We start from the raw sequence: 11,911 nt of genomic DNA on the forward strand, positions 1-11,911 counted from the left end.
TTGATTCTCATTTTTATTATCAGCGTCTTTATGCGATTCAGTTTGCTAATGCAAGTAAGAATCATTATTATAATTGAAACACATTGGCGGGAACCAAACATGACATCTGTATCTTATCTAAGGCCCCTTAAGGCAGCAGTGGCACTTGCGGCTGGCCTTCTGCTCGCGGCATGTAACACCACTGGCCAGGGCGGTGGGCAATCTGTTGCACCGATGGCGGCGGCACCAACGATCTCAGCGGAAAAATTTGAAGCTGACCGCAGGGCTATCCTCGCCATGGTGGGCGACTATAAAGTGACATTCGACTTTCAGGAGACCGTGCCCTTCGTTGCAGGCTATTCCCCGAAAGACCGATACGTTACCGGCGCGCACGAGATGGTGCGGGTGATTGAGGACACAGGCAGTTTCATCAGCCTGCAGCACATTCTTGTGGTGGGTGACGGCAAGGAAATGCCCTTCATGCCCATCAAACACTGGCGGCAGGACTGGCAGTTTGAGCCAACCGAGATCATAGATTTCATTGGCGCCAACACGTGGCAAAAACGGGAAGTAAGCGCAGCGGAGCGCGCGGGCAAATGGGCACAGGTGGTATATCAGGTTGATGATGCACCACGCTATGCCGCGGTTGCCGCGTGGGACCATACCAACGGTATTGCATCCTGGACATCACCGCCAAGCTGGCGCCCGCTGCCCCGCCGTGACGCCACCAAGCGCGACGACTATCACGCAATTATCGCCAGCAATCGGCACGCCATTACACCAAACGGCTGGGTGCATGAGCAGGATAACGCCAAGCTGATCCTCACGGGCGATGCGCCGCAGGTGCTGGTGCATGAAATTGGCGTGAACAGCTATACGCACTTTGATGACTTTGAAACCAAGCTCGGTACCGAATATTGGGAAAAAACCCAAGGATTCTGGCAAGCTATTCGTGACGAATGGACATCCCTGTTCGCGAATAACGACCGTGTCGGCCTCACAATTCAAGGCGAACCGGCGGAAATGTACATGCAGATCCTTGGTATCGCGACAGACGTGGAAACAGGAAAATCCACCACCGAAGCCGCGTCGAAGGAAGCGCTCAAGGTGCTGACAGAATATATCACCACCCAGCCGGGCGCTGTTGCCGACCGCCTGAAAGGCGAAACGGTTGAAGGTGGCGAAGCCTACAGCAGCCGCTAATATACTGATGTACCGGGGAGTTACCCCCTCCCCGGTGCTTTTACGCCCCTTCGCGCATTGGTGCGGATAAAAGCACCTGCTCGCGGCACGCTGTTTCGCTGGTAATTTGGCGAAATCGGCTGTATAAGCCGCGCCCATGAGCACAAGCACACACACATCCAAAGTCGGTTTTGTCTCGCTCGGCTGCCCAAAGGCGCTGGTGGACAGCGAACGCATCCTCACCAAATTGCGGTCTGAGGGCTATGAAATCTCGCCCGAGTATCACGGCGCGGATGTTGTGGTCGTCAATACCTGCGGCTTTATCGATAGCGCGAAGGAAGAAAGCTTCAACGCCATCAAGGAAGCCATGAACGAGAACGGCAAGGTGATTGTAACCGGCTGTTTGGGTGTTGATGAAGGGGCCGTGCGCGAGGTGGTGCCCGGCGTTTTGGCCGTAACCGGCCCGCACCAGTATGAGCAGGTTGTGGGTGAAGTGCACAAAGCCGCGCCCCAGCCCCATGACCCCTATGTGCATCTGGTGCCTGAAGCGGGTCTCCGCCTCACACCGCGCCACTATAGCTACCTCAAGATTTCAGAGGGCTGTAACCACCGCTGTAAATTCTGCATTATCCCAAGCCTTCGAGGCGACCTTGTGAGCCGCCCAATCCGCGCCGTTTTGCGCGAGGCTGAGAAGCTTGTGGAAGCAGGCACGCAGGAACTTCTGGTCATCAGCCAGGACACATCGGCCTACGGCCTTGACCTCAAGCACCAGACGGAAATGTGGAAGGACCGCGAAGTGCGCGCCCATATGACCGACCTCGCGCGCGAGCTTGGCAATCTGGATGCCTGGGTGCGGCTGCATTATGTGTACCCCTACCCGCACGTTGATGACGTGATCCCGCTGATGGCGGAAGGCAAGATTCTGCAGTATCTCGATATCCCGTTCCAGCATGCCAGCCCAAGTGTGCTGCGCGCCATGCGCCGCCCAGCCAATGAAGCCAAGGTGCTTGAGCGTATTGAGAAATGGCGCTCCATTGTGCCTGAGATCGTGCTGCGCTCCACCTTCATTGTAGGTTTCCCTGGTGAAACGGACGCTGACTTTGACTATCTGCTGGACTGGATGCGCGAAGCCAAGCTCGACCGTGTTGGGTGTTTCAAATATGAGCCCGTTGAAGGTGCCGCCGCCAACGCGCTTGAAAATCCTGTGCCGGAAGAATTGAAGCAGGAACGCTGGGAGCGCTTCATGGAAGTGCAGCAGGCAATTTCGGCAGAAAAGCTTAAGGACCGTGTTGACCTTGAAATGGCTGTGCTGATTGATGAGGTCACCGAAGACGGTGCCATCGGCCGTACCTATGCTGACGCACCGGAGATTGACGGGCAGGTCCACCTCAAAGGTGCAACCGAGCTCAGCGAAGGCGACATGGTCATGGCGTTGATCACGGAAAGTGACGACTATGACCTGCACGGCCATGTTGTTGCTGACGAGCCGGAAGACGACGGCTGGGACTGGTAGTCGTTATTCTGCCAGCCCCATCATCCCGGCCCCTGCCACCAGTGAAAACATCAGCCAATGCGGCAAGCGCAGGAACCGCTGCTTGAAGCGAATGATGACCGTTGCGCTTATGATAGCAAGTAGTGCTGACGCCCCCGTTCCCAGATAAGCGAGGCTAAGAGCGCTCGCATCCCCTGCTGCCCAGTAAAAGCCCACAGCAACTGCCAAGTAAAGCAGTGTGAAAGCATGCCAACACCCGTAAAGAACCGTCTTGACGGTATCGTTCAGCTCCGTCGTGGCCAGCATCGGGGCTACGACATGCCGCCCGCCTCTTATGCAGTGCACCAACACCGTGCCAATCACCAAGCTACCGGCTACAATAAAATATGTATTCATTGGTGTTCTCCTTTTCAGCACCGTAGCCACAAACCCGCCTAGGCACGATCCGCCATAATGTCGCATGAAATATATTTGACATAATCAACTATTAACTTGATTATGTCAGTTAAAGGAGCAGCCTGATGCACAACACAGTTCCCAATGACACGGTTTTAGCCATTCGCAGGTTTAATCGCTTTTACACCAAACAGTTTGGTTTTCTGCAGCGCCGGATGCTTGAGAGCACCTATTCGCTGGTGGAATGTCGGGTGATTTACGAGCTGGCACAGCGGGGCGCCACCACCGCCAAGGCGATTGCCGCCTATCTTGGGCTGGACGCCGGATATTTGAGCCGCATCATCAAGCGGTTTGAAGATGAGGGCCTGTTGCACAAGGCACGCAGCAAGGCGGATGGGCGCAGCCGTATGCTGACACTGACCGACAAGGGAACCAAAACCGCAGACGACCTTGCGCACATGGCGAACAGTGATATCGCTGCACGGCTGGAAGCGCTTGATGCCGATACGGTCAAAGACATCACACAGGCCATGTGCAAGCTCGAAAGTGTTCTGGGGGAGACCGAACAGGACAACAAAACCGCCGTCATCCGGTCTCACCGCCCGGGCGATATCGGCTGGGTCATCAAGGCGCACGGCGAAATTTATGACGCTGAATTTAATTTCAACGAGAACTTCGAAGCGCTCGTCGCCCGCATCGCGGCAGATTTTATCAACAGCTACGACCCCAAGGTCGAACATTGCTGGATCGCGGAAGTGAACGGGGAGAATGTGGGCAGCATCTTCCTTGTGAAAGACACGGATGAAGTCGCGAAGCTCAGGCTTCTGCTATTGACCCCAAAAGCACGCGGTTTGGGGCTTGGCAAAAAGCTGGTGGACGAGTGCCTCAACTTTGCGCGCCGGGCCGGATACAAACGTGTTGAGCTATGGACCAATGCCGCCCTACACACCGCACGGCATATCTATGAAAAGGCCGGCTTCAAGCTTGTATCAGAAGATGTGCATGAACATTTCGGGCCACCGCAAACTGGCCAGTATTGGCGACTTGATTTCTAGTTGTTATCTTGGGTGCGCTGTATAGCGGTAGTGTCCACCAATTGGTACCGCCCGGTTTTCTCAAGCGCGAGGAAAGTATTGCGAACCTTGTCTCTCAGCGTCACATCCGTCCCCAAACCGCTGGCAAGATAAAACCCGGCTTTACCCTCTATGCGCATGGCGGGGCGGGTAATGGCCGGGTCAAAACCCTCTTTGCGGCGCAACCGTGCGTTCACAGCTAGGTCACTGACATAGATATCGGCCCGGTTCGCAACCACCATACGGAAATCTTCCGTGCGGCTATTAGCCACCACCACGATATTTTCTTTAGGGATGCCGGTCCAACCCAGCAGATCACAGGTGAGGTCCCCCGTCACACATGCTGCCTGAAACTGGCCGGAAAGAAGCGTCTCTGGCGACACACTTCTGGGGTCGTCCGCCCGCACAAACAGATAGAAGCTGGACGGTGCAAGCGGCACAAGCCAGTCAAATTCTTCCTCACGGTCAGGCGTGCGGGTAATTGTGTAGATAAGAGTGTTTTTTTTGGTTGTCGCGTAGAACATCGCCCGCGCCCAAGGCACGAGCTTTATGGTATAGGACAGCCCGGCAGCCTCAAGGACCTGATGCACCTTCTCGGTTGCAAGCCCTTCCACAACCCCGTCATTTCCCAAGTAATTATAGGGTGGATAGTTCTCTGTGTAGACAACCACATCGTCTGCAGAGGCTGGTGTCACACCAAACCACAAAACAAGCCCCACCAACCAAACAACCATGCCAGGTCGTGACTTTTTCTTCACGCTGTACCCCTGCTACTCAAACCCGCGCACGCGCGAGCTTATCCAACATCTGCCCCGCTTGATGGTAGCTCAGATATCACGCAAATCAAAAAAGTTAATGTATTTGGCTTATATGCCGTTGTCGGCAATCGCTCTTGAAAACACAATAAGCAAGCTATATTCAGAAGATGGCTTCTGCGAGATGAAGCCTATTTAAGCTTGTACTCAGGGCAGGGTGAAATTCCCGACCGGCGGTATTTTCCAGAGTTTTGGAAACAGCCCGCGAGCGCCTATCCTGAAAGCCAGGATAGGGACAGCAGATCCGGTGAGAAACCGGAGCCGACGGTACAGTCCGGATGAGAGAGTGGAAGCAGCAAACCCGCCTCAAAGTCATGAGGTGGCTTGCTCATGTCTGTGGTGGTGCAATTAGTTGGCCCGCCATGGTTCTCTATCAACGCCCTGATTCCTGCTGTTTCAAAAATGGAGACACACAGTGAATCAGACTTCCAAAAACACAACCAACCTAGGCTCGTTTGGCACACCCACTGAGCGGGTTGAGCGTGCCGTCAACCATCTACGTGCTGGTGGCGGCGTCCTTGTGATGGATGATGAAACCCGCGAAAACGAAGGCGACATCATCTTCCCGGCCAGCACCATCACCGAAGCACAGATGGCCCTCCTCATTCGGGAAGGCACAGGCATTGTGTGCCTCGCCATGCCGGATGCACACCTGCAGACACTGGAGTTGCCACAAATGGTCCAAAACAACACGTCCGGCATGGGTACAGCCTTCACCGTTTCAATCGAGGCCAAAGAAGGTGTAACCACCGGCGTATCCGCGGCCGACCGCGTGACCACCATCCGAGCTGCGATTGCACCGGACACCAAACCCCATGACCTGGCCCGCCCCGGTCATGTGTTCCCGCTTCGGGCACACCCCGGTGGTATCACGGCGCGCGCGGGGCATACTGAGGCGTCAATCGACCTTGTTGAGCGGGCGGGTCACCCACCTGCGGCCGTCCTGTGCGAATTGACCAATCCTGACGGCACAATGGCGAGACTGCCCGAAATTGTCACCTTTGCAGAAGTCCACGGCATGCCAGTCGTAACGATTGACGACTTGAAAAGCTATATGGCCAATACTCAGGCACGCGTAGCCTGAAAACGAGGACTTAGTCCTCCAGCCTTACCATCTGGTAGCGTCCGGCTTTCACGAGTCGGGCGTATGCCTTGCGAACCTTGTCACGCAAGTCTTCTGGCACCTGTGTGCCAGCGGCAAGATAAAACCCGCCCCGGCTCTCTATGGTCATGGCCGAGCGAACCACATCGGGCTCCAGCCCTGCATTTTTGAGGTGAGCGGCATTGAAGAATTTGTCGTTGATATAGACATCCGCACGCCCACCCACCACCATATGCGGCAAAGGATACCCATGATTGGGTACCACGATTGTTTTCTCTTTCGGAATTCCGGCCCGCCTTAAATATTCGCACGACAGGCTATTCGTGAGGCAAACACCGATAAATTCACCCGCTGCCAAGGTTTCTGGCGTAACTGGCCGACTATCGTCCGCACGAACGTATAGATGAAATTCTGACCGCCCGATCGGTACTAGCCAGTCAAACAGGTCTTCCCGCTCCGGCGTACGCGCAATGGTATAAATGAAGCTGTTTTCTTCCAGTAGTGCCCGCGCCATCGCACGGGGCCAGGGCACGGCCTTGATCGAATAGTTGATCCCGCTTGCCGCCAACACCTGCCGCACGTTCGCTGTTGCAACACCATCGACAGTGCCATTAGGGCCGGTAAAATTATAGGGCGGAAATTCCTCCGTATAGACGACAGCGTCAGCCGCTGCCCCTTTTGCGCCAAACGCAAAACACACATACGTCAGCATGACCAGAAGTTGGTGTAGCCCCCGCAAACCCTTCTCCCCAGACTGGTGAACTCAATCCTTACTGAGCCTAGCACAGCCCGCGGGTTTCCGCGATAGTGTCGTATAACCCCTACCCGGAACAAAGGGCTTCCGCCTTATGCTGCGAAACCAAGGCACCCGATAAGTGAGCTTACCAGAAAAAGGGACCATTGCGGTAGTTCACGAAAGCTCTGTTTCTTCCATATGATGAGTGCCAGATTCCACAAGCAAAATGACACCGAAAGAGCAGCAGAAAATACCGCCAATTCAATTGCCTCAGGCGAGATTGCAGCCCACACAAAAGCGCTTGCCATCGCGATCAATGCCAGAGTGACGAGATGCCAGCAATAATAGTTGGTGAATTTGGGCACCTGATGAATATCCCGCGCCTTCAATAACGGTGCTGCGATATGGCGCCCACCAAACCAGCAGTGGATGCCACAGATCACAAAGGTGGTGATTCCTGCTGTCATGAAAAAGGTGTTCATTGCCGTTCCTTCGCATCATTTGATGCCTTGACGGTAGCGAACCTATTCCTGCCCCGCCATGAGGCGCAGTGCCGCAGGCCCACCTTAGCAGAAACTACTATGCACCCAGCCGATACTCACCGCCGCGCTCAATCGCCTTTTTATAAGCGGGGCGTGCCTGCATCCTATCCAGGTATGCCTGCAGGTTCGGGAAATACGCGAGTGCGCCACCTGCGGCCGCCGCCTCAAACACAAAGGAAAGTTGAACGTCCGCACCAGTGAATGTGTCCCCCACAAAAAATTCATTTTCGCCCAGCACTTGCGCGAGATACCCGAGGTGGTTCACCGTCTCGCTTTTTATGCGCGGCCCAAGCGGTGCGCCCGCTTCCCCCAAACGCCCAACATAGAGACCAAGCATCAGCGGCAACATGGCAGAGCCTTCCGCATAATGCAGCAGTTCAACATAGGTGTTGTAGAGCGGTGTCTCCGAGGAAGGCGCAAGCTTGCCATCCCCGTAGGTACGGACCACATATTCGACGATTGCGCCTGACTCCGCGATCTTCACGTCGCCATCTTCAAGAACCGGCGACTTGCCAAGAGGGTGCACTTTTTTGAGGCTTTCTGGTGCTAACCTCGTTTCCTTGTCACGCTCATAAAATATGATCTCATAATCCAAAGCCAGCTCTTCCAGAAGCCAGAGAATCCGTTGAGAGCGAGAGTTGTTAAGATGATGAACTTTGATCATGAGCGGGGTCCTCTGTTGCAGTTACGACGCCGAATAACGGCGGCTTACCCAGTTAAATAGGGCGGTCTGTCAATTGACAACCGGGGCCCTCTTTGTAGGCAAACGTCACCGTTCAAATTTCTTAAATTTCGTTGGGCCAGAATACAGCATGTGCTAGTTTTCTCTGCATCGGTGGACGCGGGGTAACCTCCCACACCCACCCAGCGTGGCAATATAATAAGGGCCCATTGAGCAATGACAATCAAGATTGAAGACTATTATCCCAAAGAGACTTTTGACCGGATCAAAGCCTTCGCGGAGGATAAAGAAACCCCCTTCCTTGTCGTTGATACCAAAATCATTGATGCCGCCTATGAAGAGCTGACCGCCGCTTTCCCCATTGCCCGCGTTTTTTATGCGGTCAAGGCAAACCCGGCACCTGAGATCATCAGGCTTCTGAAGGACAAGGGCTCCAATTTCGATATTGCGTCGATCTATGAGCTGGACCGAGTGCTCGAGCTTGGTGTTACACCCGACCGAATCAGCTATGGAAACACGATCAAGAAATCGCGTGATATCCGCTATTTTTATGAGCGCGGCGTGCGCCTGTTTGCCACAGATTCGGAAGATGACCTGCGCAACATCGCAAAAGCTGCGCCTGGCTCACGTGTGTACGCACGCGTGCTGACGGAAGGCACCCATACGGCTGATTGGCCCCTGTCTCGCAAATTTGGCTGCCAGAACGACATGGCGATGGACCTGATGGTGCTCGCACGCGAACTTGGGCTCGAGCCATACGGTATTTCTTTCCATGTGGGTTCCCAACAGCGCGACATTGGTGCGTGGGACGCCGCAATCGCCAAGGTATGCAATATTTTTGAACGCCTGCGCGACGAAGACGGCATCGTTCTCAAGATGATCAATATGGGGGGCGGCTTTCCAGGCAACTATGTCACCCGCGCCCATGACCTTCAGACTTATGCGAACGAGATTACCCGCTTCCTGAAGGAAGACTTTGGCGACGACATGCCCGAAATCATTCTGGAGCCGGGCCGTTCCCTTGTGGCCAATGCCGGCATTCTGGTAAGCGAGGTTGTGTTGATCTCCCGCAAGGCGCGCATGTCGCTGCACCGCTGGGTGTTCACAGATGTTGGTAAATTCTCCGGCCTTATCGAGACAATGGACGAAGCCATCAAATACCCGATCTACACAGAAAAACAGGGTGAATTTGAAGCGTCTATTATTGCAGGCCCAACGTGCGATAGCGCCGATATCATGTATGAGGATACCAAAGTGCAGCTACCGCTGAACCTCGCGATCGGGGACAGGCTCTACTGGTTCTCAACCGGTGCCTACACCACGAGCTACAGCGCCATTGAGTTCAATGGCTTCCCGCCACTACAGGGTTATTATATCTAGGCAACAGACCCTTTACCGCCCAGAATATCTTGCCATCCTATATGGTTGGCGAATAATACTTGCTGGCTAATTGGCCTATGGCCTCACCGGGCTCGTGGTATGGGGGATGATGATGGGAGAGCAGACGCCCGGTTTCAACCGGCTTGCATCCGCAGTTTTGCGGCTGCTCTTCGCGTGCTTTGCTGTTTCTTGCCTGCTCACCTCACCTGCTGCTTCAGAGACCTCTGATAGGTCCCCTAACTTGCTGCCCGGCGCCTGTTATTTCTATACAGAACGGCAAGACGACTTTCCTAATTTGCTGCCTTTGGTGGCCGGTCAAAAATGCGATGGCAAAGTGCAGGCCCGCCGCGACATGGTGTGGCTGTCCATGACACTGCACGAGGTAAAACCCGCCACACATACAAATTATCAACTCATAATGTTCCGTCACTGGGTCGAGCGTGCGGTCATACAGTTGCACTATGCGGACGGCTACATGCAGAGCTATGATGTCGGCCCTCGTGACTTTGACGCCTTCTGGTCTGTTGGAAATTTTGTCAAATTCTCAGCGCCCGCGAGGGAGGCACCCGTTGAGCATATTCTGGTTGGCCTGCAGAACCCGTCATCCATCAAACTGTTCCGGGAAATTCGCTTCACGAAAGACACCGCTTGGCAAAACGATGAGCTAAACGGCCACCTTCTTGTCAGCTTGATCGCAGGCGCCATCCTCGCCATGCTGATCTATAATATTTCGCTGGCGGCCGTGCTTCGGTTTGATTTTCACTTGCATTATTGCCTGTTTCTGTTTTCCATCCTCACTTATATCGTCACCGCCTATGGCTTGGTGGCGCATTATTTCCCCGGCTTGCTGACCGTTGGGCAGCAGATGAACATCACGATTTTTTCGCTGGGATTGAACGGATTAAGCGGCCTGTTTTTCCTTTGCGCCTTTATGGAAAAAGGGTTGCTTTCACAGCGCTGGGCCTTCCTTGCCAGAACGGTGGGCATCATCTTCATGGCCTGCGCACTGCTTTATATCAGCGCGCGTGGTTGGCATGCAGACACTATCGACCTTGTATTCAACCTCATGTCCGGCGTGGGGCTTGTTGTCATCGTCATCATCCTTGCCAGCACCATTCGTAAAGGCAGTCACGCTGCAATCTATTATGCCATCGGCTGGATGCTGCCTGTGTTGGGGGTATGCCTGCGCATCCTGCGTGGCCTTGATATAATTCCTCATTCTGCCTTGGTGGAATACGGGATGCCCATCGGCATGGCACTTGAGACGGTGATCCTCTCCATCGGTATCGCCAACCGCATCAGCCAGATCAGGAAAGAGCGGGACGCAGCGCGCCTGTTGAGCGAGCAAGCCAGTGCCGCCAGCAAAGCGAAATCCGACTTTCTGGCCCGGATGAGCCACGAGATACGCACGCCGATGAACGCGATTATCGGCCTGAGCGAATTGATGGCCACCACCAAACTAAACACGCAACAGCAAAATTACCTCCAGAACATTCAGGTCTCTGGCGATATATTGTTGACCCTGATCAACGACATTCTCGACCTCTCGAAAATTGAAGCTGACAAGCTGGAGCTGGAGAAAATACGCTTCACACCCTCTGAGGTTTTCGACAGTGTCCATACGATCATCGAACCCGCTGCCCGCGCGAAAGGACTGACGCTGACCCTCAAGGGTACAGACACGCTTCCGCCCGCACTGATGGGCGACCCAACACGGCTACGGCAGGTCCTGATCAATCTTGTCAACAACGCGGTTAAATTCACCGATCACGGTGCTGTAGCCGTGCGCGTTGCGGCAAAAGAGGTCGGCGATAAGCTGACGGAAATTTCCTGCAGCGTCCAAGACACCGGGATCGGCGTGAGCCCAGACCAGCAGGAAAAGCTTTTCCGTGCTTTCACGCAGGCCGACGAAACGGTTACCCGCCGGTTTGGCGGCACCGGCCTCGGCCTTGCCATTTGCAAGCAGCTTGTTGAGATGATGGACGGCAAGATATGGGTGGAAAGCGAACCCGGCACAGGCACCACCTTCCATTTCAACGTGCAACTTGCGCACGCGAACATGAGCGCTGCCAACGCACTCACAAAATCGCGCCAAACGGCCGACACCACTGGCGCGAAGTACACTATCTTCAAAAGTGCCCGCATCCTTGTGGCGGAAGACAACCCCATCAACCGCATGATTGCCGCCAAGCTGTTGGAACAAGTTGGGGCGCATTCAGACTTCGCCGTGGACGGCCGCGAAGCATTTGAGAAAGCATCATCTGGTGCCTATGACCTCATACTCATGGACCTTCAGATGCCTGAGATGGACGGCATTGAGGTCACCCGTGCCTTGCGCGAAACCGATAGAGGCGCGCCGGTGCCGATCATTGCGATGACAGCGAACGTTAGCGATGAAGACCGGACCCGCTGCTTCGAAGCTGGCATGAATGCTCACATCCCGAAGCCGTTCAAACCTGAGGAATTTTACGCCGCCATGATGGAATGGCTACCTGAGGGCAGTGACGCGGCGAAGGGCTGATCACAAAAGAC

The 11,911-nt window shown here is 54.6% G+C and carries 11 protein-coding genes and 1 riboswitch; of the genes, 6 read left to right on the plus strand and 5 right to left on the minus strand.

Annotated features, from left to right (window positions below):
* Positions 1–99: 99 nt before the first annotated feature.
* Positions 100–1,182: a DUF6607 family protein gene (locus ACOOGA_RS05995; RefSeq protein WP_420429948.1), complete on the plus strand. Its 1,083-nt coding sequence runs from the start codon at positions 100–102 to the stop codon at positions 1,180–1,182.
* Between the two features lie 136 nt (positions 1,183–1,318).
* Positions 1,319–2,674, plus strand: a complete 1,356-nt coding sequence (gene rimO / locus ACOOGA_RS06000) for a 30S ribosomal protein S12 methylthiotransferase RimO (RefSeq protein ID WP_420429949.1) — start codon at positions 1,319–1,321, stop codon at positions 2,672–2,674.
* Between the two features lie 3 nt (positions 2,675–2,677).
* Here rimO and ACOOGA_RS06005 read toward each other — a convergent pair whose 3' ends face one another.
* A complete protein-coding gene (locus ACOOGA_RS06005; protein ID WP_420429950.1) occupies positions 2,678–3,049 on the minus strand; it encodes a hypothetical protein in 372 nt (123 codons plus the stop codon).
* Between the two features lie 125 nt (positions 3,050–3,174).
* On the opposite strand from ACOOGA_RS06005, the gene ACOOGA_RS06010 reads away from it, so the two are divergent.
* The gene (locus ACOOGA_RS06010; RefSeq protein ID WP_417462481.1) at positions 3,175–4,104 is read left to right on the plus strand and encodes a bifunctional helix-turn-helix transcriptional regulator/GNAT family N-acetyltransferase; all 930 of its coding nucleotides are present in this window, start codon (positions 3,175–3,177) and stop codon (positions 4,102–4,104) included.
* Here ACOOGA_RS06010 and ACOOGA_RS06015 read toward each other — a convergent pair.
* Positions 4,101–4,880: a substrate-binding periplasmic protein gene (locus ACOOGA_RS06015; protein ID WP_420429951.1), complete on the minus strand. Its 780-nt coding sequence runs from the start codon at positions 4,878–4,880 to the stop codon at positions 4,101–4,103. The genes ACOOGA_RS06010 and ACOOGA_RS06015 overlap by 4 nt on opposite strands.
* Before the next feature lie 196 nt (positions 4,881–5,076).
* A riboswitch (FMN riboswitch) is annotated at positions 5,077–5,231 on the plus strand.
* 121 nt (positions 5,232–5,352) lie between these two features.
* Between ACOOGA_RS06015 and ribB the strand changes: the two genes are divergently transcribed.
* Positions 5,353–6,021 carry a 3,4-dihydroxy-2-butanone-4-phosphate synthase gene (gene ribB / locus ACOOGA_RS06020; RefSeq protein WP_420429952.1) on the plus strand — a complete coding sequence of 223 codons (669 nt, stop codon included), beginning with the start codon at positions 5,353–5,355 and terminating at the stop codon, positions 6,019–6,021.
* Positions 6,022–6,031: 10 nt separating this feature from the next.
* On the opposite strand, the gene ACOOGA_RS06025 is transcribed toward ribB, so the two are convergent.
* From ACOOGA_RS06025 to ACOOGA_RS06035, 3 genes are all read right to left on the minus strand, one after another.
* Entirely contained in the window at positions 6,032–6,778 is a 747-nt protein-coding gene (locus ACOOGA_RS06025; protein WP_420429953.1) for a substrate-binding periplasmic protein, read from the minus strand.
* Between the two features lie 107 nt (positions 6,779–6,885).
* Positions 6,886–7,257 carry a hypothetical protein gene (locus tag ACOOGA_RS06030; RefSeq protein ID WP_420429954.1) on the minus strand — a complete coding sequence of 124 codons (372 nt, stop codon included), beginning with the start codon at positions 7,255–7,257 and terminating at the stop codon, positions 6,886–6,888.
* A gap of 97 nt (positions 7,258–7,354) precedes the next feature.
* Positions 7,355–7,981 (minus strand): glutathione S-transferase family protein, encoded by a 627-nt coding sequence (locus ACOOGA_RS06035; RefSeq protein WP_420429955.1) that lies wholly within the window; start codon positions 7,979–7,981, stop codon positions 7,355–7,357.
* Between the two features lie 234 nt (positions 7,982–8,215).
* On the opposite strand from ACOOGA_RS06035, the gene ACOOGA_RS06040 reads away from it, so the two are divergent.
* Both ACOOGA_RS06040 and ACOOGA_RS06045 read left to right on the plus strand, forming a co-directional pair.
* A complete protein-coding gene (locus ACOOGA_RS06040; RefSeq protein ID WP_417462475.1) occupies positions 8,216–9,379 on the plus strand; it encodes a type III PLP-dependent enzyme in 1,164 nt (387 codons plus the stop codon).
* A 307-nt stretch (positions 9,380–9,686) separates the two neighbouring features.
* Positions 9,687–11,900, plus strand: a complete 2,214-nt coding sequence (locus tag ACOOGA_RS06045; protein ID WP_420429956.1) for an ATP-binding protein — start codon at positions 9,687–9,689, stop codon at positions 11,898–11,900.
* Positions 11,901–11,911: the final 11 nt, after the last annotated feature.

Origin of the sequence: Kordiimonas sp. (genome assembly GCF_965216265.1) — a bacterium.
In the GTDB taxonomy this organism is placed as follows: Bacteria; Pseudomonadota; Alphaproteobacteria; order Sphingomonadales; family Kordiimonadaceae; genus Kordiimonas.

What these genes read in the sequence shown, in the direction of transcription:
- ACOOGA_RS05995 (WP_420429948.1), top strand. Translation starts at nt 100, where the DNA reads ATGACATCTGTATCTTATCTAAGGCCCCTTAAGGCAGCAGTGGCACTT.
- rimO (WP_420429949.1), top strand. Translation starts at nt 1,319, where the DNA reads ATGAGCACAAGCACACACACATCCAAAGTCGGTTTTGTCTCGCTCGGC.
- ACOOGA_RS06005 (WP_420429950.1), bottom strand. Translation starts at nt 3,049, where the DNA reads ATGAATACATATTTTATTGTAGCCGGTAGCTTGGTGATTGGCACGGTG.
- ACOOGA_RS06010 (WP_417462481.1), top strand. Translation starts at nt 3,175, where the DNA reads ATGCACAACACAGTTCCCAATGACACGGTTTTAGCCATTCGCAGGTTT.
- ACOOGA_RS06030 (WP_420429954.1), bottom strand. Translation starts at nt 7,257, where the DNA reads ATGAACACCTTTTTCATGACAGCAGGAATCACCACCTTTGTGATCTGT.
- ACOOGA_RS06035 (WP_420429955.1), bottom strand. Translation starts at nt 7,981, where the DNA reads ATGATCAAAGTTCATCATCTTAACAACTCTCGCTCTCAACGGATTCTC.
- ACOOGA_RS06040 (WP_417462475.1), top strand. Translation starts at nt 8,216, where the DNA reads ATGACAATCAAGATTGAAGACTATTATCCCAAAGAGACTTTTGACCGG.